We start from the raw sequence: 24598 nt of genomic DNA on the forward strand, positions 1-24598 counted from the left end.
CTCGGGCCGGCGTGCATCCTGCGAGTCAGGCGCCGATCATGTTGAAGCCGCCGTCGGCGTTGAGGTAGGCGCCGGTCATGTGGGCGGCGTCGTCGGTGGCGAGGAAAAGGGCTGTGCCCGCGAGTTCGGCGGGGCCCGGGATGCGGCCCATCGGGGTCTTGGCGATCAACTCCTCGCGGCGGCCGGACTTCCAGTCCGCACGGTTGAGGAGCATCTCGGTCTCCATGAAACCGGGGGCGAAGGTGTTGACCCGCACGGCGGGGGCGAACGCCTGGGCGTAGGACTTGGTGATGCCGAGGAGGCCGTACTTCGCGGCCGCGTACTGCGGAGCGCGGGCGCTGCCGCGCACGATCACGGTGGAGCCGATGTTGACGATCGCGCCGTGGCCCTGCTCCAGCATGCGGGAGCCGAACTCGTGCACGCACAGCATCGTGCCCTTGACGTCCACCGCGAGGACGTGGTCGATGGACTCCTCGGTGAGCTCTCGCCAGGACATCTGGTCGCCCGCCGTGTCACCGACGTTGTTCACCAGCACGTCCAGGCTGCCGAAGCGGCCGAACACCTCCTCGGCCATGCGAATGACGTCGGCGTGGACGGCGATGTCGGCCTGCACGGTGAACGCCTCGCCGCCGAGGTCCTTGATCCGGGCGACTGTCTTGTCGGCTCCGGCCGCGGAGCTGCGGTAGTGGACGGCGACCCGGGCGCCCTCCTGGGCGGCACGCACGGCGATCTCGGCGCCGTAGCCGGTGCCGGCACCGGTGACCAGGACGGTACGGCCTTCGAAGCGGCGGGGAATGCTCTGCTCTGTCATGGGACGTCCCTTCAGAGTTGTACGGCCGTGAAGCGCTGGCGGATCTCGCCGATGCCCTCGATACGGCTGACGAGTTCGTCGCCCTCGGCGAGATAGCGGGGCGGGTCCATCCGGTTGCCGACCCCGGCCGGGGTGCCGGTGAAGACCAGATCGCCCGGAAACAGCGGCACTACGGCCGACAGACGGGCGACGAGCTCCGGCACCGGAAAGATCATGGACTTGGTGCGGTCGTGCTGGACGACCTCGCCGTTCAGCAGCCCGGTGATCCCCAGATCGTCGGGGTCGTCGAACTCGTCCGGTGTGACGAGGACCGGACCGGTCGGCCCGAAGCCGGGGAAGGACTTTCCGAAGCTGAACTGTGCGGGCTTTCCCCGGAGTTGGGAGACACGCTCGGACAGGTCCTGTCCGATGGTGAGCCCGGCGACCGTCTCCCAGGCACGGTGGACGGGCACGCGGTGAGCGGACACGCCGATCACCGCGACCAGCTCGACCTCCCAGTCCACCTTGCCGGCAGGAAGCTCGACCGTGGTGTGCGGGCCCGTGATGCAACTCGGGAACTTGGTGAACACCAGCGGCTCTTCGGGCGGGGTGAATCCCGCCTCGGCGGCGTGCGGGGGGTAGTTGAGGGCGAGGGCGAAGACCTGCCGGGGACGGGGCACCGGGGCCTGGAGAGCCGCCGGGTCCACCTCGATGTCGTACGCCTCGTCAGCCAGAGCGGCGGCCCAGTCGCGGAAGGATCGCCACTGCTCCAGCAGGGCCATCGGGTCGGTCGAGAGCCGCCCCTGTGAGGCCCAGCCGACATCCGCGGCCCGGTCGCCGCGGACCACGACGGCCCGGCCGTGGATGACGCCGAGTTTCACCAGTCCACCTTCTTCGGTACAGGCGTGCCGTGGCCCTGCTCCCAGCTGACGATGGGATTGCGCAGCACGCCGAGCCGTTCGACCTCCGCCTCGACGACGTCACCGGGCTTGAGGTACATGTCGGGATCACCGCTGAAGCTGGCGACGCCCTGCACGGTGCCGGTGGTGATCAAGTCCCCCGCGCTGTAGCCCTGCGGGGAGTGGTAGGCGACCAGGTGCGGGATGGAGACCGACATGCGGTTGGTGTTCGACTTCTGCCGGACCACGCCGTTGACCCGCAGTTCCATGTCGAGGTTCTGCGCGTCCGGGATCTCGTCGGCCGTCACGATGTACGGGCCGACGGGGCAGAAGGTGTCGATGGCCTTGCAGAAGGAGAAGACGCCGGACTCCATCTCACGGCGCTGGATGTCGCGCGCGCTGATGTCGTTGAAGACCACGTAGCCGGCGATGTGGTCGGGCGCGTCGTCGACGCCGAAGAACTTGCCGGGTTTGCCGATGACCACGGCGACCTCCAGCTCGTAGTCAAGTTCGCTGGTCAGGTGCTCGGGGTAGATCACCGGCTCGTCGGGGCCGACGATCGCGTCGACGTTCTGGAAGAAGACGATCCCCTTGTGCATGGGGTGCGACCAGTCGACGTTCTTCGACTCGTCCTCGTGCTCACGGAAGTTGCCGGAGGTGTGGAAGAACTTCTTCGGCACGATCGGCGCACGCAGCTTCACGTCGTCCAGCGACAGCCGCTCGCCGGTCTCCGTCACCCGGCCGTCCCGCTCGAAGTACTCGCGGGTCGAGGCGACTTCCAGGGGGAGAACGAGCCGCTCCTCCAGTTCAAGCCTGCCCACGCGGCCGTCGTCGAAGGTGATCAGTTTCATGGTTTCCCACTTTCGGTGTGTGGTGTGTGGCGGTGCTCCGCCTGATCCGCCGGGCCCTCTCCCGCGAAGACCCGCAGCTGAAGGGCCAGCAGCGCGTAGTAGCCCACCAGGGCAGTGAGTTCGAAGAGGCCTCGCTCTCCCCACGCGGCCACCGTGTCGTAGTACTCCTTGTCGCTCAGCGCACCGGCTCGGGTCAGCGCGGCGGTCGCGAGCAGCGCGGTCCGCTCGGCCGGGTCCGGCAGGTCCGGCAGTCCGCCGGCACGCAGAGCGTCCAGCTCGGTTTCGGTGATACCGCGCGTCCGGCCCACGGCCTCGTGCGCCTCCCACTCGAAGGCACTCCCCCAGTGGGCGGCGACGACCAGGATGGCCATCTCGCGCACACGGTCGGTCAGGACCGACTCGTAGCGCACCGCCGTCCCGACCGCCTGGACGGCGAGCCCGACGGGCGGGCTGAGGAGCATGGCGTTGAACGGGCCGCGCAGCCGGCCCTCCTTGTCGACGAGGGGGAACGCCTGTGGCCCGGTAGCCCGGGGGCCTGCGGTGATGGCCCGGTAGACCTCGCTCTGCTGCTCGTCCAACTCGCCGGGCAGCAGTCCGGCCAGACGCGCGGTCATCCGCGCTCCCTTCGAGGCAGGTCCAGGGATGTGCAGGTAAGTCCAACGGAGCCGGGAGATCAGACGAGCGTGCGGCCGCCGTCCACGTAGAGCACCTGCCCGGTGACGTACGAGGCGCGGGCGGAGGCGAGGAACAGCACGGCTCCGACCACGTCCTCCGGCTGTCCGAGGCGCCCGGCGGGGACCAGAGCGGTCAACTCCTCACGCATGCCGGGCTTTGCCAGGTACGCGCGAGTCAGCTCGGTCTCCGAGTAGCCCGGGGCGACGGCGTTGACGGTGACGCCCTCGGCGGCCCACTCGCGGGCCATCACCTTCACCAGCTGGTCCAGGCCGCCCTTGGAGGCCGCGTACGGGCCGTGATGGCGGTGCGCGAGCAGGGAGGAGACGGAGGAGAAGAACACCATGCTGCCGTGACCGGCCTCGCGCATCAGCCGGCCCGCGGCGCGTCCGGTCCAGAACGCGGTCGACAGGTTCAGGGTCAGGATGCGGTCCCACAGCTCGTCCGGTGTGTCCACCACGGGCCGGCGGTCGTTCATGCCGACGGCGTGCACCAGCACATCCAGGCCATCGAGCTCGCGGGCCGCCGTGGCGACCACCCGCTCGCACGCCTCGGACGACGTCAGGTCCGCGGTGATGGTCCGTACGACGGCGGCCGCGCAGGCCGGATCGTCGCGCAGGGCCTCCAGCCGGGCCTCGTCCGCGTCGACGACCGTCAGCCGTGCTCCCGCTTCCGCCAGGCCCCGGACGCAGGCGGTGCCCAGTCCTCCGGCCCCGATGACGAGCGCGCCATGCCCTTCAAGTCCCAGCCACCCGACGGACGGCCTCTGTGTCCGTGTCGACGAAGCCATCACATGAGCTCCATTCCGGCCCCGGCCGCCACCCGCCGGTAGTCGGTCCCGACGTCCTTCAGGCACACCTGCAGCATGTTGTCCGCCAGCGCGTTCCCGCTCTCGCTGAGACCGCCGTCGTGGATCGACAGAGCACTGCGGGCTTTGATCTCGCGGGCGTAGTCGATGACCTCGCCCGTCTTGGACCAGGGGCCGTGGACGGGCAACAGGAGCGTGTCCACCGGGCGCGTGGGAACGGTGAAGGCGTCGCCCGGGTGGAAGACGGTTGCTGTGTCGGTGTCTCCCACGAGGAAGCCGACGTTGGTGACCCGCGGCAGGTCCGGATGGACCACGGCATGCAGTTCTCCGTGCACCTCCACGCCGACGCCCTCGATGTCGAAGGCGTCCCCGTCACCGACCACACTGACCCGGCCCCCGCCGAGCCCGGCGAGCTGGTCCGCCACGGACCGGTTGGCCCAGATCCGCAGGCCGGGATCGGCTTCGGCCGCCGCACGCAGGACGGGCTCGGCGAAGTGGTCCACGTGCTCATGGGTCACGAGCACGGCGTGGGCACCGTCGAGCGCGTGCGGGTCGGAGTAGCTGCCGGGGTCGATGACGATGACGACGCCGTCCTGCTCCAGCCGGACGCACGCGTGGCCGCACCTGGTGAGTCGCATGGGTGTGCTCACTTTCCCAGTTCGCTGCCGGGCACCCAGGTGCCGTGGAAGCCGTACCGGAGCCGGAAGGGGATCTTCACGGTGGCGATCGGGCCGGCGGCGATGTCGAGGGCGTCCAGGACGACCAGGTCGTGCCGCATCTGGTCGCGCCGGCCGACCAGCGCCAGCAGATAGCCCTCGCCCTCGTCGGCGTCAGCGGACTTCGGGACGAAGACCGGCTCCTCGGGCGCGGCGTGCTCGCCGGGGGTCCAGTAGGTCATCGCGCCGGTGTTGTCGTCGCGGTGGATCAGGGAGTTGAAGGGCGGGCCCATGGGTCCGATCTCGGCCATCGGCGCATCGGGGTGCATGCCGCCGACCCAGGCGTGCCGGTTCTTCTCCATCAGCACGCGGGGGTCGACCCGGGGCATGTCACCGGGCGAGGAAAGGAGCTGTTCGCTGTGGTAGGTGTCGGTGGCATCGTCCCAGTGGGCGGCGCCCTGGGTGAGGTCGAAAGTCCAGCGGTGCAGGATCGGCGGCAGTTCGGGCAGCAGGCCGACGGTCGTCTTCGGGAACTGGGAGAACCAGCCGGACCTGGTGACGAAGTGGTCGCCGATCAGGGTGTCGCCGTCCGTCCAGGCGTTCAGGGAGTGGGTCTCCATGAGCTGCTCGCTGCGGAACCACTTGATGCCGCTCACGCCCTCGTCCCGGGGGATGATCGCGACGTAGGTCTCCCGGTTCGGATCCCAGACGAAGTACTGTTCCTCGGTCTTCATCTGCTCCGGGTCGGCGACCATGGGCGAGATCGTGAAGACGAAGTGGTCCCGGGTGACCAGCCAGTCGTGCACCATCGACGAGTACGGGACCTCGAAGGTCTGGGAACGGGTGACCTTGCCGTCCGAGGAGATCTCGTGGATGTGGATCTGCTTGTCCGGCAGACCGCTGGCGTTGTACGCGAAGGCGATCAGCTCGCCGGTGCGCGGGTCGTGCTTGGGGTGCGCGGTGAAGGTACGGCCCGGGATCTGGCCGGAGAAGTCGTAGACGCCCTTGGTCTCCAACGTCGCCGGATCCAGCTCGTACGGAAGCGCCGCCTCCTTGAGCGCGAGCAGCTTGCCCGCGTGCCAGATGATCGAGGTGTTGGCGTTGCCGTCGTCGATGCCGGCGACGGACGGGTCGTCGGTGTAGGGGTTGCGGTAGGCGCCGAACAGGGCCTGGCGGGCGGCGCGTTCGAGCTGGAAGCGCTGGGTGCGGACATAGCGCGTCTTCAGATCCGCGTGGCCGTTGTCGAACCGCACCATGTGGATCATGCCGTCGCCGTTGATGTACACGTCGTTCGGGAACCGCGGCGGGTACTGGGTGTCCGCGGCGGCACGGTAGAAGGCACCGTTCAGCTCGGGAGGTATACGACCCTCGATCTCCAGGTCGTATACGTCCGCCTCGATCCGCGACGGGGTGAAGAACCCCCGGAACTTCGGCGTGTCCGGGAACTGCATGGTCTCCGGGGGTGGCTGGGTGCCCACGGGCTGCCGCCCGGGTGTCCCCTCGGACTGCGTCGTTGCAGTGGCCATGGCTCTCTCCTCTGTGGCAAGGTCGGATCAAGCGAAGAATGTGATTGATTCCTTGCTGGCGGCGCTCTGCTGCGAGAAGGGGCGCAGTGAAAGCTTGAACCGGGCCGATCAGCTGTTCCTGACCATCATGTCCTCGGGACGTCATCGGCGTCCAACACTGAAACACGCACGAAATGATCGGAGAATGCGATGGATCTGCGGCAGATGGGGTACGCGGTGGCCATCGCCGACGAGCTCAACTTCACCCGGGCCGCGGCCCGCTGCAGCATCGGGCAGTCCGGGCTCAGCCACCAGATCACCCAGCTCGAACGGGAGGTCGGTGCCCGGCTGTTCGAACGGACGAGCCGTAGCGTCCGCGTGACCCAGGCCGGGCAGATCTTCGTCGCCTGCGCGCGGCGGGTACTCAAGTCGGTCCAGGAGATGCAGGCCGAGATCTCCTCGCTCGACGGGCCCGTGCGAGGGCGGCTACGGATCGGCTCGGTGACGCTCACGGCGGGGAACATCGACCAACTCGGCCTGCTGCGGGACTATCAGGAGGCATACCCCGCAGTCGAGGTCACTCTCTCCGACTCCGACGGTGTCCACGCCACCGCCCAGCTCCTCACCGGTGAACTGGAGGTCGCCGTCGTCGCCCTGCACGAGCACCAGTTGCCCCCGGGCATCGCCTACCACCTGCTGACCGTGGTGCCGCTGGTGGCCGTTGTGGGCCGGCAGCACCGGCTGCGCGGGGCCGGCGTCACCGACCTGGGCAGGCTGGCCGACGAACGCTTCCTCGAATGCGTTCCCGACACGGGCTTGCGCGCGCAGGTGGACGCCGCCTTCGATCGGGCGCGGGCCCGTCGTCGAGGTGTCTGCGCGCTGCGCAGCGCGGGTGATCTCGCCTCACTGGCGTTCGAGGGCATCGGGGTGACCGTCGTACCCCGCCCGGCTGCGGACGCGGTCGTCCCCGCCGATCACGCCGACTGCATCCTGTGCCTCGCCGACCCGCAGGCGCTCCAGCCTCTGGCCCTCGTCCACCGTGATCCGGCTCCGACCTCACCCGCCGCGCAGGCGTTCCTGCGTCTCGCGCTCACCCGCCTGCCCGGGCGGGGAGCACCTGAGTTCGAGTAGTGCGAGCTGCTGTCCGAGTCGTCCGATCGGGCTCCGGCGGCAGTGTTCCGCAGGCAGCGGTGATCGCGTCCGCACGACGACCGCGGTCTCGACAGCCGCCGCCGACCGGGCCTGGCGCCGCGCCGAATGCGCGTTGTCTTGTGGTCCTCGGTGTCCCACCCGCGTCGTCCTCCTGGTCGGGCGCGGGGGTGAGTTGCAGCCGTATCGGCAGCGACGAGCCACCGCCGCCGCGGATTTCGTTGCCCGGGTTGGTCACAGCTGACCGAGTGTCGAAGCGCCTCGACGAGTCGCTCTCGGCGTCGATCCGGACCTGTGGACTTGCCGTTGGCCCGTGTGAACACGCACATACGCGCCACAAGCCTTGGATCCCTCGTGGGTGGTGGCGTCGCGCCCGCTCAGCCGGGGGCCGCCGCGCGCACCACCGGAGCCGGTCGCGGCCTCTCGCGGCCCCGACCGGCTCCTTCATCCGTTCACCGGGTGCTCAGCCGACCTTGGTCGCGGTCCACTGCTGGGTGGGGCCGGTGTTCTTGGTCCACTGGATGACCGGGTTGCCTTCCTGGGTGGTGTTGGCGTTGTCCAGCGCCTTGCCGCTGGCCCGGTTGACGAGCTGGTACCTGCCGTTGCCGAGCGCGGCGATGGCCCAGTGCTGCTGCCACTGCCAGCTGCTGTTGTCGGTCCGCTGCACCACCGTCGACGCGTCGGAGGTGCTGTTGTTGTTGTCGAGTGCCTTGCCGCTGCGGACGGAGACCAGCTTGTAGTAGCCGTGGCCCAGGTCGGTGACCCTCCACTGCTGGGTGGGGCCGCTGTTGGGGGTCCACTGGACGCACTGGTTGCCCTCGGTGGTGGTGTTGGAGTTGTCGAGGGCCTTCCCGCTCTGGGCGCAGACGAACGTGTAGACGCCGTTGGCGAGAACGGCCGGCATGCCGGTGACCTCCACGCAGACCACGGAGTCGTTCGCGTTGGGCGCGGTGGTCGGCACCTGGACGTTGATCTGGCCGCCGCTGACCGAGTAGTTGAGCGAGACGGAGGGGTTGTTCACCAGGTAGACGCGGTTGATCGTGTTGTGTACCGCGGGGATCTGCAGGGTGCCGTTCGTGGGCCAGTTGAAGACGTGGGCGAAGAGCTTGCCGCTCTTCTTGGTGATCATGCCCCAGGACGGCTCGGTGGCGAAGGGACTGCCGCTGGTGCCGTGGATGCTGTCGGAGTAGGTCGCCATCCAGGAGGCCAGGCCGTTCAGGATGTTCACCTGCTGCTGTGGGACGTGGCCGTCGTTCGCGGAGCCGTCGGGGTTGAAGCCGCCGTCGGGGCCGATGTTGAGCAGGTAGTTGCCGTCCCGGGAGATGCAGGTGACCATCTGTTGGAGGATGTACTGGAGCGAGTGGTAATTGTCTTCCTTGTCCTTGTTGTAGCCCCATGCATCGTTCATGGTGGCGCAGTACTCCCACGGCCGGCTCATCGGCGCGCTGGGGAAGCCGAACTCCGCGACCTCGTAGTCTCCCAGGCCGTGGTAACGCTTGACGCGATCGTTGACGATGACGTTCGGCCAGGTCTGGGTCAGCCAGTTGTACAGGCTCTGGCCGTCGGCCGCGGTCCACCAGTCGGTGAGGGTGGGCGTGGAGGGGTTGCCGCTCCAGTCGCCGTCGAACCACAGCAGGGCCGGGTTGTAGGCGTTCATCAGCTCTGTCAGCTGGGCCTTCATGTCGTTGATGTAGTTGGTGCGGGCGGTCATCGACGACATGGTGGAGAAGTTGCTGTCGATGGTCTGCGAGGGATGGTTCCAGTCGAGGATCGAGTAGTACAGGCAGAACTTGAGGCCCCGGGCGTCGCACGCGGCCTTCAGCTCGCCGAGCAGGTCCCGCTGGAAGCCGATGTAGTCGCGCAGGTTGTACAGCTTGGTGCCGGTGGTGTCGGTGAAGCCGGGGACGTTGGAGTCCCACATGCCGAAGCCCTCGTGGTGCTTGGCGGTGATCACGATGTACTTCATGCCGGCGTTCTTGGCCAGATCGGCGATCTGGTTGGCGTTGAAGCTGACCGGGTTGAACCCCTGGGTGACCTTCGTCTGCCAGTCGGACTTGCTCCAGCCCGAGCTGAACGCCCACTCGCCGTCCCCGAGGTGGGCGTAGGACCCGAAGTGGATGAACATCCCGAAGCGGGCCTGGTACCACCAGTCCATCTTCGAGGGGACGGTGTAGGCCTCGGCGGTGGCGGGCCACAGGGCCTGCGGCAGACCGAATGCCACGGTACCGCCGGCGAGCGCGGCGGCCTTGATCAGCGAGCGTCGGCTGAGGGGTGCGGAAGACATGTGCGGCTCCTGGTGACGCGAGGGGATGCCGGCCGCTTGTCTGCACACAACACCGACAGCGGCAACTACGGCGGCTCATGCCCGCCGAGCTCGAAGTGACCTCGTTGGACATCGGATGTATTAACGGCCATCGCCGCCCCGCTTGTCCAGAGTCTCAGCCGGTTCAATCCGATGACCCTCACATTCGCGTGATCTTCGATGGTTGGACACCCGCACGCAGATGATTAGACGCCCCCATACATAGGAGGTGTGGCGAATTTTGCGGGCACCACCGCCTTCGATGACGGAGCGGCTCGCGGCCCCGCGGGTGCCGCATGCGACGACGGCGGCTACCCGCGAGCACTGGGTCCAGCACGCCGCCACCCTTGGCATCGACATGTCGAGCGGCCCTACGGCCGGCTGGTGCGCCACCGCCGTCCGACTCGCGACTACGGGACATCCCGGCCCAGGCCATTGCTATGGGTCCGCCCCGGTCCGGCTGTGTCCCGCGCGTACTGCCGCTGATGCCGGTCGTCCTGCGGCCAGTACAGGGGGACGTCGGCGTCCGCGAGGGGCCGCACCAGCCTGGCTGGTGGTCGGCAGCGGAGCCGTCTGGGGCCGATGTCCAGGCCGCCGGGGTCCCGCCTGCCGGGCGTGCACCGAGGTGCGCTGTGCGGTCACTGAGCGACCGCCCCAGCGGTGTGGACAGCGCGCCGATGTTCACCCGCCGGGAATGGATCTGCTGCATCCCTCGGGTCAGCTACTCCGCCAGGTCGCGGGTGCGCCGGTAAGCGCCGCACGGCCGACGATCGTGTGGAGCGGCCGGAGCCTCGGACCAGAAGCAGTCGTCCTGCTACGGTCCGAGAGAACGACACTGGACCGGAAGGGCCGTCGCCGGCGGCGAACACGCCGGCACGCCGGTGGCGCAGAACCCTGCCCGCCGCCCGCAGGTGCACGACCCGTCACGCGACAGAGGCGAGCTGCCGGATCCTGCGGACCGGCATCGTGTGGTTCACGGTCGCCGCCGCAACGGCCGACCAGCGCAGAAGCATCGAGCTGTCGTCGACGTCGACCAGACCCGGTTCACCGAGTCCGGCCGGTTCCCCGGCGATCTTCACGTCGACGCCGAACTGGTTGGTCCAGAAGTACGCGGGAAGAGCCGCCCCGGCCACGTCCTCCCCCAGCAGTGCGGCCGCCGCCACCCGCGCCTGCTCCACCGCGTTGGTCCAGTGCGGACGGCGCGCGTTCCCCGGACCACGGCCGCATCTCCCGCCGCGACGATGCCGTCCGCGACGCGGCCGAGGGCCGCCAACGCGGCACTCGACGCGCCTGCCCTGGCCCACTCGACCCGGACAGCACCAGGCAGCGGCCACTGCCGACGGCGCTTCGGGGAGTTCCTCGGCAGACCACAGAACCGCACTGGTGCGGGCCAAACCCCCCCTCCTGCCGCATGTCGCCTGCACAAGCCTTGACACCCTCTCGCTCGGCGACAAAGAATTCCCGCTGCAAACACGCTAATGAAACGATTCAAGACGCACGTCCGGTGAATCCCGCTTTCCCGATCCCCAGGACGCCTCTCCCCGCCCCGCCCATCACCGCACATGGACAGTAGGAGCCCGCATGTCCTCTGCATCTCGCCGGTCCGTCCTGCGCTCGGCGATAGCCGTGGCGCTCGCGCCCACCCTCGGCTCGGCACTTCTGCCGGGGCTCGCTCCCGCGGCGTCGGCCGCCGTCTCCTGGACCGCGAAGTGGATCTGGGCTCCGTCCAGCTCGACGAACCAGTGGGTGGCGTTCCGCAGATCGTTCACCCTGGGTTCCGCGCCGTCGAAGGCGGTGACGCAGATCGCGGCGGACTCCAAGTACTGGCTGTGGGTCAACGGCACGCTCGTCGTCTTCGACGGGCAGCTCAAGCGCGGCCCCGACCGCACCGGCACCTACTACGACGAGATCGACCTCGCCCCGTACCTCACGAGCGGCAGCAACACGGTGGCGCTGCTGGTGTGGTACTTCGGCAAGCAGGGCTTCTCGCACAGCAGCAGCGGCAAGGGCGGTCTGCTGTTCCAGTCCGACATCACCACCGGTTCCACCACCACCCGGCTCGTCAGCGACACCAGCTGGAAGCACACCGTCCACCCGGGCTACTCCAACAACACCAGCGGCACCCAGGTCAACTTCCGGCTGCCCGAGTCGAACGTCTACTACGACGCCCGCAACGCCACCGCCATGACCGCCTGGGAGTCGGCCGGCTTCGACGACAGCGCATGGAGTGCCCCCACCGACTTCGGAGCCGCCGGTGCCGCGCCCTGGAACAACCTCGTACGACGGCCGGTCCCGCAGTTCCGCTACTCGAGCCTGAAGTCCTACGGCAACGCCTCATCGCTGCCGTCCACGGGACAGGGCACCACCGCCATCACGGCCACCCTGCCCTCGAACCTCCAGGTCACGCCCTATCTGAAGGTGGACGCTCCGGCCGGCGCGGTGATCGGCATGCAGACCGACCACTACGCCGACGGCGATGGCCTGACCGGCCTCACACGCGGGGCGGAGAACAACGTTCGCGCCACTTACGTCTGCAAGGGCGGGGTCCAGGAGTTCGAGGCGCTGGCCTGGATGAGCGGCACGGCGGTGAAGTACACGATCCCCACCGGTGTCACCATTGTGGATCTGAAGTACCGGGAGTCCGGCTACGACACCGACTTCGCCGGATCGTTCAACAGCGATGACGCCTTCTTCGACACCCTGTGGGGCAAGGCGGCGCGCACGATGTACGTCAACATGCGCGACACCTACATGGACTGCCCCACACGCGAGCGCGCCCAGTGGTGGGGCGATGTGGTCAACCAGCTCAAAGAAGGCTTCTACACCTTCGACACCCGCTCCCACGCCCTCGGCGCCAAGGCCATCGCCGAGCTGGCCGCCTGGCAGAAGCCCGGTGGCGTGCTCTACTCGCCGATGCCGTCCACCATCTGGACCGCTGAACTGCCCGTCCAGATGCTCGCCTCGGTGTGGGCCTTCGGTACATACCACCTCTACACGGGCAACTCCGACGCGGTCTCCGGAACCTACCAGGCGGTGAAGGCGTACCTGAACCTGTGGAGCCTGGACTCGGCCGGGCTGGTCAACCACCGCGTCGGGGACTGGGACTGGGAGGACTGGGGCACCAACATCGACGCCCGCCTCCTGGACAACTGCTGGTACTACCTGGCCCTCGACACGGCCATCACCCTCGCCCGCCTCAGCGGCAACAGCGGCGACGTCGCCGCCTGGCAGGCCAAGCGCGACAGCATCAAGACCAACTTCGACCGCGTTCTGTGGGACACCTCCAGGAACGAGTACCGCTCACCCGGCTACACCAAGGACACCGACGACCGCGGCAACGGTCTCGCCGTCGTCGCCGGCCTCGCGCCCGCCTCCCGACACAAGGCGATCACCGAGGTGCTGCGCACCCACCTCAACGCCAGCCCCTACATGGAGTTCTACGTCCTGGAAGCGCTCTATCTCATGGGGGCGGCCACCGTCGCCGAGGAGCGGATGCGCAACCGCTACGCCGCCCAGGTCGCCGATCCCGCCTGCCACACCCTGTGGGAGATCTGGGACAAGTCGGGTGGCACCGACAATCACGCCTGGAACGGCGGCCCCCTGTACGTGCTGTCCGCCTACGCCGCCGGCGTCCGTCCCACCAAGCCCGGCTGGACCACGTACGACGTCGTCCCGCAGACCGGCACCCTCACGAAGATCAACACGGTCACGCCGACCGTCAAGGGCGACATCCGCTTCGGCATCACACGCGACGGCGACCAGGTCGCCCTGACCCTCACCTCCCCGAGTGGGACAACCGCGCGGGTGGGTGTTCCGACGTACGGCGGCTCTGCACCGGTCATCAAGGCCAACGGAACCACCGTCTTCACGGGCGGCGCCTCCACCGGAAGCGTCCCGGGTCTCAGCCACGCGAGCAAGGACTCCTCCTACGTCTACTTCACCCTCCAGCCGGGCAGCTGGACGTTCACGGTCACCGGCGCCGGCCGCCTGGACAACCTCGCCCTCGGCCGGCCCGTCACCAGCAACAGCAGTTTGGAGAACAGCAACTGGGGCAAGGACCGGCTCACCGACGGCAAGCTCACCAGCGTGACCGGCGCCAAGGGCTACACCAGCATCGACTTCCCCTCCGCCGATGTCAGCGCGAACCCCGTCTGGGTCGAGATCGACCTCGGCACCGACACCGACCTCGACGCCGTGCGGCTCTTCCCCCGCACCGACACCCCGGCGGTCGGCGGCGGCACGGCGGGCTTCCCCGTCGACTTCACCATCCAGACCCGCCCCGACGGATCCAGCACCTACACCACCGCCCGCACCATCACCGCCGAGCCCAACCCGGGCGGGCTCGTGCAGACGTACGGCTTCAAGACCACCACCGCCCGCTACGTCCGCCTGCAAGCCACCAAGCTCGGCACCCCTCCCGTCGACGAGACCACCAAGTACCGCCTCCAGCTCGCCGAACTCACCGTCCCCACCGCCGCGAGCACCGTCACCGCCAACTACACGCTGGAGAACGGCGACTGGGGCAAGACACGCCTCCTCGACGGCAAGCTCACCAGCGTGGCCGGCGCCAAGGGCTTCACCAGCATCGACTTCCCCTCCGCCGACGTCAGCGCCACCCCGGTGTGGATCGAGATCGACCTCGGCGCCGACCGGGCCATCGGCTCCGTCACCCTCCACCCCCGCACGGACGTCGGCGGGGCCGGCGGCGGCACGGCGGGCTTCCCCGTCGACTTCACCATCCAGACCCGCCCCGACGGATCGAGCACCTACTCCACGGCCCGCACCATCACCGCCGAACCCAACCCGGGCGGAGCCGCTCAGACCTACACTCTCACGTCCGCCACCGGCCGCTACGTACGCTTGAAGGTCTCCAGGCTCGGCAAGCCCGCCTCGGACGAGACCACCAGGTACCGCCTCCAACTCGCCGAGATCCGCATCAAGTAGCAGGCCCATCCCGAGCCGGTTGCCTTCACCCATCGAGGCCGGACGAGGAAGTCGCTCGCCGACTGGAACGAACACCCCAGACCCTTTATCTGTCGTAAGCGGGCAGCGTCCGGGCGTGGTTGTTCGGGTCCCGGATGGCGGCGTCGAAGTCGACGACCGCGTCGAACGCGCCACTGGTGCGGATCCAGTTGTTCACTGTTGTCCGGATGCGGGCCTGTGCAGTGTTCTGCGAGGAGTAGGGCAGCATGGTGCCGCCGATGCCCGCGTTGGCGACAGCGGACCACTGGCCGCCGCTCTCCGCCTGCAGCCGGGCGGCCACGGCGTCCTCACCGGCATGGTTGCCGGAGCCGGCCGCCGACCGGTACGAGGTCTGGTAGGCGTCACGGTGGAAGGTGGAGGCGCCGGTATTGCCCCGCAGGTACAAGGCTTCACCGCCGGCGGTCATGCCGGGTCCGAAGGCCACGACCCGGGGGCGTTCGGTGAGGCTCCACTGCTGGTTGGGGTTGCCTGTGCACGGCCACTGAATGACCTGTGCTTCCGCCGCGGTGGAGGCACCGTTCACGTCGATGCGCTTGCCGCTGTTGATGTTCACCAGGGAGAACGAACCGTCTCCGTCGGCGACGGCCTGCCACAGCTGGCTCGGACCGCCGGAGGCGGTGTTCTGCTTCGGCTCCGTCTCGCCGGAGGAGTCGGCACGTCGGGGGAACCGCCCGAGCCGCCTGAAGGGCCGGCTCGGGCGGGACCTCGGATCTTGCCGGATGTGGCAACTGCCGCGTCACGGGGGTGGGCGTCATGCCTCGCGGCCCGGCCTACGAAGGCGGCCTGCGCCGCAGCCGTGGTCACGTCGGCAGCAGCCGGTGCGTGGCTCGGATCAGCTCCGCGTCCACCGCTGGTTGGTATCGCCGTGGCACGACCAGAGTTGGATCCCGGTGCCGTTCGCGGTGCGCCCCTCGACGGCATCGAGACAGAGCCCCGACTCGACTCCCACCACGGTACCGTTCGCATTGACGGTCCACTGCTGGTTGCCGCCGCCGTTGCAGGACCAGATCTCCACGGGTGTGCCGTTGTAGGTGCCGTGGTCCTTCGCGTCCAGGCACTTGTCGCCGAAGATCCGCAGCTCCTTGGCCGAGGTCAAGGTCCACTGCTGGTTGTCGCCGGCGTGGCAGTCCCACAGCTGCATCAGGGTCCCGTTGGTCTCGTTGTAGCCCGGCACGTCCAGGCAGCGGCCGGACCCGACGCCGACGACCTTCGTGGTCGACCCGATCGACAGGTTGTCGAACTGGCCCGTCTGTCCCTGGCTGTTGCCGTAGCCGGCCTGCCCCTCGGTGTAGGTGTTGTCGTTGACCGCCCCGACCTTCACGCCGTCGATCCAGGCGGTGATCCTGTTGCCGTGGAAGCCCAGCCTCAGGTTGTGCCAGGAGCTGGTGCCCAGTGCGGCGACCGTACCGCCGGCCAGCGTCACGAAGTTGTTGTCGGTGTCGTTGCGCAGGATGGACCAGGCGCCGGTATTGCTGACCCGCAGGTAGTAGCCGTTCAGGCCCTCCGGACCGAACGAGTGCTGCCAGGTTGCGCGGCCGATCAGCTCGGTGAAGCCCGCGCTCTCCAGCAGCACGTCGCTGGAGACCTGGTAGTCCTTCCAGCCCAGGTCACCGAAGAGTGCGTAAGGGTGTGACAGGGGCGCCCAGGTGATCGGCGCCTGGGCCGACATCTGGCGGACGCACTTTCCGGAGCGTCCGCCCCCGCAGCCGACGACCTCGTAGGCGCCTTGCTGGTCCTGGACGTACTTCGCCTGGGTGCCGGTCGGGTAGCTGTCGTAGGAGTCGGCGTACGGCAGGGCCAGGGAGCCCTTCGCCGGGCTGGCGGCGGTGCCCTTGCCCTGCCCTGTCGTGGTGGTGATGGTGTAGACGTACCCCGGCTGGACGGTGAGCGAGTAGGCACCCCCGGAGGGGGTGATGTCGCTGCGGCGCACCATGGCGGTCGAGGAGTCGGTGGAGTTGACGTTGGTCGACCAGACGTGGACGGTCCCGGTGGACAGGCCGCCGGTCACCGTGAAGTCGAGCGTCTGCGCCGCGGATGCCTGGGTGGTCTCGATGATGGTGCTGTAGTCGCGGTTGTTGGTGGACTTGAGGGTCACGTAGCTGCCGTTGGAGGCGCTGCCGCCGATGTAGCCGGTGGAGCTGTCGAGGTACTTCCAGCCCGGCGAGGTGAACTGGGTGGTCTGAGCGGTGACCCACAGGCTCTGACCCGTGGAGTACCAGCCGGACCAGGGCTGGTTGGCGACCATCAGACCCGTCGTCGCGTAGGGCAGGTTGGGCGTCATGGCGCCGATGAGCGGCCAGTTGATGGTCGCGGTCATCCTGCCGTCGATGTAGTCCCGGTTGTTCGCGCGAGCCATGGGTGCGGCGCCGCTGTTGTGGTCGTGCGAGCCGTTCTCACTGGCCCACAGCTGCTTGCCGGTTGCCTTGGCGTTTGCGGAGCTCGGGCAGGAGGTCTGGGGAGTGAGCCAGCCGCACGGGTAGTGGGCGCCGATGATGTCCACGGCGGAGGCGAACGTGGGGTCCGCGAGTATGTCGTTGGCGATGTCCCAGCTGTGGTCGTCCGAGCCCACGATCTTGACCGAGGAGTAGCCCTTCGAGCTGAGCGCCGAACGCAGACTCTTGTACCAGCCGATGTTGTAGCCGCGCTCGTTCCAGCCGCCCAGGTAACTGATGTTCAGGCCGTGCGACTTGGCGCAGCCCAGCCAGGAGATCAGATAGTCGATCATGTCGGGAGTCCAGAAGTTGCCGCCGCCGATCCAGCCCGGCGCACCCCAGGCGAGGCCGGCCAGCTTGATGTCGGGGTTGCGGGCGACCGCCTGCTCCATCAGCCAGAACTCATAGCCGACGTTGCAGTTGATCGTGCCCCTGGTGTGCTCGATGCTGGGCTCGGCGCCGCTGGTCGAGTTGGTGTCGCCGCCGATCTCCGTCTTGAGGATCTGCAGATTGGCGCCGTAGTTCGGCTTGAACAGGTAGTCCAGGATCTGGCTGCGCTGCGGCTCCGGGTAGTCGATCAGCAGTCTGCTGTTTCCCCCGCCACCGCTGATGGCACCGATGCCGTCGAAGGTACGCCCGCCCGATGCGCCGTCGAGGGTGATCGACGTCGCGGCCTGGGCCGGGGCGGCGGTGAGCATGGATCCGATCATTGCGATGACGAGCGCGCACATCATGGCGAGTGTCCGCGGTAGGCGGCAGCGTAGGTCGCGTCCAGTGGGCGGGTGTCTGTGCATCAGCATCCGTTCTCCTGGGGTTGTTTGTCCGTGACGGATTTCGTTGAGGAGAGCAGGTCAGTGGACGAGTGATGAGCTTCCGCACAGCCGACATCTGAACTGTGAAAACTGCCCGTTCATCGCGGATGGCTCGTCCGAAATCCAGACAACGTCAAGCTTCGAGCGCCGAACGTATGGGCGATTTTGTTCGGCGTCGATGTTTCTCACAAGCCAGGTGGCGGCCGACCCGCCCTGGTGGCCGTCCGCGTGAGACTGCCGGACCGAAGCTCTCCTCCCACTCCATGAACCGAACAAGACATCCGATCTATCAGGAGCACGGAAGAGAGCCTCGATCGGTTCACACTCCGAGGGATGGAGTCAGGGGAAGCAGCATCGAGGCCGTCGGGGTGTGCGCGTCGGCACAGCGAGGGCGCGGTCACCGGGCTCTTGGACGCCACGGGGAGTGCACCTGAGAGCTCGGTGAGTGCGGTCCCCCGGTCGGTGAGCGAACCGGTCAGGGCGGCTGTGGACCTCACGGTGATGATGCGGCCTCGGCCGCCCACCGCGCGCGGCCCGGCGACGTGGATCGTCGGCCACTCGCCGACGCGGGGAATGCAGGTGCCGCCGCAAGCGTCGCCGGCGTGTGCCCGTATCGCAGGGCGCCGTCGACTGCGGTCATACCCGCGGTCGCGAGGCACGGCGCCACCGCGAGTCTCTGACCGCGGTTCGTGCCGACGCCAGGACCGCTTTGCCCACCAGCCTTCTTCAGTTCGCCGCCGGGCCCGCAGCAGTCGAACTCAAGGTGTCCGAGATGGACTTGACGCCGCCGTGCGTGGTGAGTTCGCCGTCGACCGGGATCTCGGCGCCGGTGATGAAGGACGACTCGTCGGACAGGAGGAAGACCACGAGCGGGGTGATCTCGTCCACCGTGCCGGTGCGGCCGAGCGGGGTCTCGCGGATGTTCGCCTCGCGGAAGGCGGGCGCGGCGGAGGCGGTCATCTCGGTCTCGATGAAGCCGGGGTGGATCGTGTTGACGCGGATGCCGCGCGGGCCCAGCTCCGTGGCCGCGGTCTTCGACAGGCCGCGCAGCGCCCATTCGCTGGTTGTGTAGGCGACCGGGTAGTGGGCGGTGAGAGCGGCGGTGGAGCCGACGTTGACTATGGACGAGCCGGGTGGCATCAGCGGCGTCAGGTGCTGGATGGCAAGGAGCGGGCCGGTGACGTTGACGGCGTGGACGCGGGCGAAGTCGTCGGGGGTCACTTCGTCGAGGCGGGCGCGCCAGGTGATGCCCGCGTTGTTGACGAGGCCGTGCACCTGGCCGTACGACTCCCTCAGTTCGGCGGCCAGCTCCGCCCAGTGCCGCTCGTCGGTGACGTCGAGAAGGCGGCAGCCGGGGGCCTCGGTCACGTCGGTGGCGATGACGCGGGCGCCCTCGCGGGTCAGGGCCTCGGCCTCGGCGGCGCCCTGGCCGCGCGCGGCGCCGGTGACGACGACGACCTTGCCGAGGAGTCTCCTGGGGCGCGGGGCGTTCACGGCCGTTCCCTGGTGCGGCGGCGGGCGGTCGGCAGCGGCTGCGGATCCCTGCCCGCGACCACGGTGTTGGAGACGGTGCCGATGCCCTCCACGGTGAGGGTGACGGTGTCTCCCGGCTTCAGTGGGGGCGGGGACTGCTCGCCCCGGACGCCCCACAGCTCGGCGAGACAGCCGCCGTTGCCGCAGGTGCCGGAGCCGAGCACGTCGCCGGGGCGGACGACCGTGCCGCGTGAGGCGTAGGCGACCATCTCCTCGAAGGTCCAGCTCATGTTGGACAACAGGTCCTTGCCGACGACCTCGCCGTTCACCGAGGCGGTCAGCGCCAGGCGCAGGAAGCCGTCGGTGTCGCGGTACGGCTCCAGTTCGTCGGCGGTGACCAGGTACGGGCCGAGGGTGGTGGCCGTGTCCTTGCCCTTGCACGGGCCGAGGCGGACCTGCATCTCGCGGGACTGCAAGTCGCGGGCCGACCAGTCGTTGAAGACGGTGTAGCCGATGATGTGGTCCCGTGCCTGTTCTGGCGTCAGGTCCTGCCCCTCCCGGCCGATGATGGCGGCGACCTCCAGCTCGAAGTCGAGGACCGCGCTGCCCGGCGGCACCGGGACGTCGTCGTGGGCGCCGATGACGGCGTACGGGTTGGTGAAGTAGAACGTCGGGGCCTCGTACCAGGCTTCCGGCACCCCGCCGACGCCGTCCCCGTCGACGGATCGCCGTACTCCTTCGACGTGTTCCTCGAAGGTGACGAAGTCCCGCACGGTGGGCGGCTGAAGCGGTGGCAGCAGCCGCACCTCGGACACGTGAGGGCCGGGCGGGACGTCGAGCGTGGCGGCGCCGGCGCGCAGGAGCGCGTCGAGTCCGTCGCCGCGGCTGATCAGCTCCGTGAGCGAGCGTGCCCCGGGAACGGGGTGGAGGGTGCCGTCCTCCTCCACGACGGCGACCTGGCACTGGTGTCGGTGTTCATAGGTGGCGAAACGCATGCACGGCTCCAGACTCCGGCGGTCTTGGGCAGCGGCGGGGACCGGGGACGCGGCAGGGGCGTCAGGGCGGTGACAGGGCCACCGCGTCCCCGGGGTTCTAGGGTCAGACCGGTGGGGCGACGAAGCAGCCGCGGTCGACGTCGTTGAAGGACTCCTTGGCGATCAGTTCGTTCATGGGGTTGGCGGTGCCCCACTGGTCCGTGACCTCGGGCTGGGAGAAGTCGTAGACGTGGGGGTGCCAGGTGTCCTCGTCCAGCAGCTCCAGTTCCGTCGTGTACTCGACGGTGTTGCCGTGCGGGTCCAGGAAGTAGGTGAAGGTGTTGTCACCTGCCATGTGCCGGCCGGGGCCCCAGATCTTGCGGAAGCCGGCGCGCATCACGCGGCCGGAGCCGCGCATGTACTCGTCCAGGCCGCGCATCTCGAAGGAGACGTGATGCAGGGAGGTGTGCGGGCCCTTGGCGATGGCCATGGAGTGATGCTGGTTGCTGATGCGCATGAAGTGCATGACGTCACCGACGTACGGCGAGCTGAGCGTGTCGGAGTGGCGAAAGCCGAGGTGGGTCTCGTACCACGCGCGGGTCATGTCGAGGTCCGGCGAGTTCAGCACGACGTGCGACAGCTTGACCGGGATGGCCTCCTTCTCCTCGATCTTGCGGTGCTGCCGTACGTCCACGTCGGCGGAGACTTCGACGGTGCGGCCGTCGACGTCGAAGAAGCGGAAGCCGTAGCCGCCTCCGGGGGTGTCGATCTTGCCCGGCTGGGAAATCAACTGCACTCCTCCCGCGAGGAGTCGTTCGGCGAGGGTGTCCACGTCCGCCGCGCTCGCCGCGCCGTACGAGACGAGGTCGAGGCGCTTCTCCTCGGCCTTGCGCAGCCGCACCACGTAGTGCTCGGGGCTGCCCTCGGCGGCGAGGAAGGAGATGCCGGAGTCCTCGGCGACCTGGGTCAGGCCCCAGACGCCGGCGTAGAAGTCGAGCTGCTTGTCGTAGTCGGGCACGGCGAGGTCGACGTGCCGCAGATGCGTGAGCAGTCGTGCGCTCATGGCGGGTTTCCTCCAGTGTGGGGGGGTCAGGTCAGGCGCAGCAGCGTGGTCGCGTTGCCGCCCCGCAGGGCGTGGAAGTCGTCGTCGGGCAGGCGTGCGGCGCGCAACTCGCCCACGGGGTCCTCGGTGCCCATGTCGAAGGGGAAGTCGGAGCCGAGCAGCACACGGTCCGCGCCGGCCGCGCCGATCAGCGCCCGCAGGACGTGCGGGTCGTGGACCAGGGAGTCGAAGTACAGGCGCTTGAGGTAGCTGCTGGGCAGGTGGGCGCAGCCCGCGCCCGCGTCCGAGCGGGCCGACCAGGCGTGGTCGGAGCGGCCGATGTGCGTGGGCAGATAGCCGCCCCCGTGCGCGGCGATGACCTTCAGCTCCGGGTGCCGGTCGAGCACCCCGGAGAAGATCAGGTGCGAGAGCGCGACGGCGTTCTCGGTGGGCTGGCCGACGGTGTTGGACAGGTACCACTGGTCGAGGCGCTCGTCGAGCGTGCAGCCGAAGGGGTGCAGGAAGAGGATCGCGCCCGTCTCCTCGGCCCCGGGTCCAGAAGGGTTCGTACGCGGGGTCGGACAGCTCGCGGCCCGGTGCGTGACTGGAGACCTCGACCCCCAGAAGGCCCTGGTCCAGGGCATGCTCCAGAGCGCGCACTGCCTGCTCCGGATGCTGGAGGGGGGCGAGCCCGAGCCCCCGCAACCGGTCGGGCGCCTGGGCGCAGTGCGCGGCCGTCGCCTCGCCCGCGAGCCGGTAGAGCTTTTCGGCCGTCTCCTCGTCCGTCCAGTAGTGGTAGTGCGACGGGGACGGGCTGACCAGCTGGACGTCCACACCCTGCGCGTCCATCGCGGCCGGTCGTACGGCGACGTCCGTCAGCCTCGGGATCCGCTCGGCGACCATGGGGCCGCTGACGGCCAGGGCCGCGGGCCCGTTGCGCCGGGCGTCGAGGGCTCTGGCCTCCGCCATTCCAGGCAGCTCCGACACCAGCGCCTCGACCTCGGGGATCAGGACGTGCGCGTGTACGTCGACGGTCGGGGAACGGCGTGCGTCAGCGCTCGACGAGGGACGGTGGTCGGGCTGGGGGCACCTCCCTGCGGGAGCTGGGGGAGGGAGGGCCGTCACGGCAGCTCCTTGAGAGGGGTCATGGTGGCGTACATCAGCCCGGGCACGTCACCGCGGACGCCGTCGAGTTGCCACTGCCCGATCTGCACGGATGCTTCGACGACCGATCGGACCCGATCGATCCGCCGCTCGTAGTAGCGCCTGAGCAGTTCCTCGTCCCACGCGGATCCGCTGGTCAGCAGTTGGGACAGCACCCAGGCGTCCTCCAGTGCCATCGCCGCGCCCTGGGCGATCGTGGGCGGGCAGCAGTGCGCCGCATCACCGACGAGGACGACCCTGCCCCGGTGCCAGGACCCCTCGACCAGCATCCGTTCGAGCCAGGTGTAGTTCACCTGCGCCGGGTCGGTGATCGAGTCGCGGATCTCGGCTCAGGCGCCGCCGTAGCCCTCGGAGAGGCGGCGCATCTCCTCCGCGTAGGACTCGGGCGGGATCGTGCCGCGGTCGCGGCTGGGCTCCACCAGATAGGCGTAGAGCGTGTCCTTGCCGGTGGGCGTGTAGCCGGCGATGTAGCAGGGCCCGCCGTGGGCGAGATCGCTGCGCTCCACGCCGGCCGGACGGGGTGCCGGGACACGCCAGATGCCCATGCCGGTCGGCTCGGGTTTGGCGTCGATACCGATGGCGGCGCGGGTCGCGGACTGCAGGCCGTCGGCGGCCACGGCGAGGTCGTAGCGGCCCTCGGTGCCGTCACTGAGGCGGACGGTCACCGACGTGTCGTCCTGGGTGAGGATGTCGGCGGTGGTGCCGAGCCGGACGTTCGCGCCGAACGCACGGACGGCGTCGACCAGGATGCGCTGGAGTACCGGGCGCTGCATGCCCAGGGTGGCGGGGAGGTCGTCTCCGCCGGTGCGGACGGTTTCCATGACGCGGAGCACGGTGCCGTCGGGCGCCGTATGCCCCAGGGAGTCGGAGCAGTGGCCGTTCTCGCGGACCTCGTCCCAGACACCGATCTCGCGCAGCACCCGCAGGGCGTTGCCCTGCAGGGTGATGCCGGAACAGTGCAGATACAGCTGCCGCAAGTGCCCTCGCTCTGGAGGCGTCGTGTCCCTCTCCGGCCTCGATCTCAACCTCGTCCTGGCCCTGCGGGCCCTACTGGAGGAACGCAACGTCACCCGCGCCGGGCAGCGCGTCGGGCTCAGCCAGCCGGCGATGAGCGCGGCCCTGGCCTGGCTGCGCCGCCACTTCGACGACGACGTGCTCGCGCGCGTCGGCAGACAGTACGAACTGACCGCCCTCGGCCGCGCTCTGCTGGACCGCACCTCGACCGCCTGCGACCTGCTGGAACGGGTCTTCAGCAGCAGGGCCGACTTCGTCCCGGGCAGCGAGGAGCACGAGTTCACGCTGCTGACCTCCGACTACGCCCTCACCGTGTTCGGCGCGGAGCTCGCCCGGACGGTGCACGCCGAGGCCCCGGGGGTGCGGCTGCGCTTCCGGCGGACGCCCCTCGACGTCACGGAGGACACGGCACCACTGCTCAGCACGGCCGACGGGCTGCTGATGCCGCGCGGCATCATCAGCGGCTTCCCAGCCGTCGACCTGTTCACCGACCGCTGGGCCTTCCTGGTCGCCGAGGCCAACGACGAGGTCGGCGACCAGCTGACCATGGATGACCTGGCACGTCTGCCCTGGGTTGTCTACCAGCGCGCCTACGACGCCCCGGTCGCCCGGCAACTGAGCATGCTCGGCGTCGATCCCCAGGTGGAGATCTTCGTCGACAGTTTCCAGGCCCTGCCCTTCCTGGTCGCCGGCACCCGCCGGATCGCCCTCGTACAGCAGCGCCTGGCCGAGTTGTTGAACGGGGTGGCCGCCGTGCGCCTCATGGAACCGCCCTACGGGGCAGTCCCTCTCCAGGAGGCACTGTGGTGGCACCCGGTGCACACCCACGACGCGGCCCACATCTGGCTGCGCGAGACCGCGGCCCGCGTGGGAGCGGAGCTGGCCGCTTCCCAGCCCGGCCGGATCGCCACGCCCGCACCGAGATAACCGGCTCCTGCAGGTGCCCAGCATCCAGGTCCCGGATGATCCACATCTTCGATCTCGATCGAACGGGGGCTAGGCAGAACCTGCCCGTTGGCCCATAGTCGTCTCAACCCGGCGCCGGACCGCACCTGTTACCCGCTACACGAGC

At 69.0% G+C, this 24598-nt stretch carries 17 protein-coding genes and 2 pseudogenes; 3 read left to right on the top strand and 16 right to left on the bottom strand.

Annotated elements, in window-relative coordinates:
* Window positions 1-25 precede the first annotated feature (25 nt).
* Genes ACZ4Z3_RS37265 through ACZ4Z3_RS37295 form a run of 7 tightly spaced genes read right to left on the bottom strand, consistent with a single transcriptional unit; the run spans window position 26 to window position 6202 of the window.
* A complete protein-coding gene (locus ACZ4Z3_RS37265; RefSeq protein ID WP_468505214.1) occupies window positions 26-811 on the bottom strand; it encodes an SDR family NAD(P)-dependent oxidoreductase in 786 nt (261 codons plus the stop codon).
* A gap of 11 nt (window positions 812-822) precedes the next feature.
* Window positions 823-1671, bottom strand: coding sequence for a fumarylacetoacetate hydrolase family protein (locus ACZ4Z3_RS37270; RefSeq protein WP_468505215.1), 849 nt, complete (start codon window positions 1669-1671; stop codon window positions 823-825).
* Entirely contained in the window at window positions 1668-2540 is an 873-nt protein-coding gene (locus ACZ4Z3_RS37275; RefSeq protein ID WP_468505216.1) for a fumarylacetoacetate hydrolase family protein, read from the bottom strand. Before ACZ4Z3_RS37275 ends, ACZ4Z3_RS37270 begins: the two co-directional genes overlap by 4 nt.
* On the bottom strand, window positions 2537-3154 hold the full coding sequence (locus tag ACZ4Z3_RS37280; RefSeq protein WP_468505217.1) for a carboxymuconolactone decarboxylase family protein: 618 nt from the start codon (window positions 3152-3154) through the stop codon (window positions 2537-2539). Before ACZ4Z3_RS37280 ends, ACZ4Z3_RS37275 begins: the two co-directional genes overlap by 4 nt.
* Window positions 3155-3213: 59 nt before the next feature.
* Window positions 3214-4002 carry an SDR family NAD(P)-dependent oxidoreductase gene (locus ACZ4Z3_RS37285; protein WP_468505218.1) on the bottom strand — a complete coding sequence of 263 codons (789 nt, stop codon included), beginning with the start codon at window positions 4000-4002 and terminating at the stop codon, window positions 3214-3216.
* Window positions 4002-4658: an MBL fold metallo-hydrolase gene (locus tag ACZ4Z3_RS37290; protein WP_468505219.1), complete on the bottom strand. Its 657-nt coding sequence runs from the start codon at window positions 4656-4658 to the stop codon at window positions 4002-4004. The genes ACZ4Z3_RS37285 and ACZ4Z3_RS37290 overlap by 1 nt, the downstream gene beginning before the upstream one ends.
* Window positions 4659-4666: 8 nt before the next feature.
* Window positions 4667-6202, bottom strand: coding sequence for a carotenoid oxygenase family protein (locus ACZ4Z3_RS37295; protein WP_468505220.1), 1536 nt, complete (start codon window positions 6200-6202; stop codon window positions 4667-4669).
* 189 nt (window positions 6203-6391) lie between these two features.
* Here ACZ4Z3_RS37295 and ACZ4Z3_RS37300 point away from each other — a divergent pair, with 189 nt between their 5' ends.
* Window positions 6392-7312 (top strand): LysR family transcriptional regulator, encoded by a 921-nt coding sequence (locus ACZ4Z3_RS37300; RefSeq protein WP_468505221.1) that lies wholly within the window; start codon window positions 6392-6394, stop codon window positions 7310-7312.
* A 481-nt stretch (window positions 7313-7793) separates the two neighbouring features.
* On the opposite strand, the gene ACZ4Z3_RS37305 is transcribed toward ACZ4Z3_RS37300, so the two are convergent.
* Window positions 7794-9614, bottom strand: coding sequence for an alpha-L-fucosidase (locus ACZ4Z3_RS37305; protein ID WP_468505222.1), 1821 nt, complete (start codon window positions 9612-9614; stop codon window positions 7794-7796).
* A gap of 941 nt (window positions 9615-10555) precedes the next feature.
* Window positions 10556-10810: a hypothetical protein gene (locus ACZ4Z3_RS37310; protein WP_468505223.1), complete on the bottom strand. Its 255-nt coding sequence runs from the start codon at window positions 10808-10810 to the stop codon at window positions 10556-10558.
* Between the two features lie 403 nt (window positions 10811-11213).
* Here ACZ4Z3_RS37310 and ACZ4Z3_RS37315 point away from each other — a divergent pair, with 403 nt between their 5' ends.
* Window positions 11214-14576, top strand: coding sequence for an alpha-L-rhamnosidase-related protein (locus tag ACZ4Z3_RS37315; RefSeq protein ID WP_468505224.1), 3363 nt, complete (start codon window positions 11214-11216; stop codon window positions 14574-14576).
* Window positions 14577-14661: 85 nt separating this feature from the next.
* On the opposite strand, the gene ACZ4Z3_RS37320 is transcribed toward ACZ4Z3_RS37315, so the two are convergent.
* The 7 genes and pseudogenes from ACZ4Z3_RS37320 to ACZ4Z3_RS37350 form a co-directional block, all read right to left on the bottom strand.
* Window positions 14662-15336 (bottom strand): RICIN domain-containing protein, encoded by a 675-nt coding sequence (locus ACZ4Z3_RS37320; RefSeq protein ID WP_468505293.1) that lies wholly within the window; start codon window positions 15334-15336, stop codon window positions 14662-14664.
* Window positions 15337-15447: 111 nt separating this feature from the next.
* The gene (locus ACZ4Z3_RS37325; RefSeq protein WP_468505225.1) at window positions 15448-17778 is read right to left on the bottom strand and encodes a ricin-type beta-trefoil lectin domain protein; all 2331 of its coding nucleotides are present in this window, start codon (window positions 17776-17778) and stop codon (window positions 15448-15450) included.
* A gap of 807 nt (window positions 17779-18585) precedes the next feature.
* Window positions 18586-19353 carry an SDR family NAD(P)-dependent oxidoreductase gene (locus ACZ4Z3_RS37330; protein WP_468505226.1) on the bottom strand — a complete coding sequence of 256 codons (768 nt, stop codon included), beginning with the start codon at window positions 19351-19353 and terminating at the stop codon, window positions 18586-18588.
* Complete coding sequence (locus tag ACZ4Z3_RS37335) at window positions 19350-20327, bottom strand: fumarylacetoacetate hydrolase family protein (RefSeq protein WP_468505227.1); 978 nt, start codon at window positions 20325-20327, stop codon at window positions 19350-19352. Before ACZ4Z3_RS37335 ends, ACZ4Z3_RS37330 begins: the two co-directional genes overlap by 4 nt.
* 103 nt (window positions 20328-20430) lie before the next feature.
* Window positions 20431-21369, bottom strand: coding sequence for a VOC family protein (locus ACZ4Z3_RS37340; RefSeq protein ID WP_468505228.1), 939 nt, complete (start codon window positions 21367-21369; stop codon window positions 20431-20433).
* A 26-nt stretch (window positions 21370-21395) separates the two neighbouring features.
* A pseudogene (locus ACZ4Z3_RS37345) lies at window positions 21396-22473 on the bottom strand (amidohydrolase family protein).
* Window positions 22470-23465: pseudogene (locus ACZ4Z3_RS37350) on the bottom strand (FAD-dependent monooxygenase); the annotation flags it as partial. The pseudogenes ACZ4Z3_RS37350 and ACZ4Z3_RS37345, both read right to left, overlap by 4 nt.
* Window positions 23466-23511: 46 nt before the next feature.
* Between ACZ4Z3_RS37350 and ACZ4Z3_RS37355 the strand changes: the two are divergent.
* Complete coding sequence (locus ACZ4Z3_RS37355) at window positions 23512-24453, top strand: LysR family transcriptional regulator (RefSeq protein WP_468505229.1); 942 nt, start codon at window positions 23512-23514, stop codon at window positions 24451-24453.
* Window positions 24454-24598 lie beyond the last annotated feature (145 nt).

The organism is Streptomyces sp. NPDC030296, assembly GCF_055572815.1.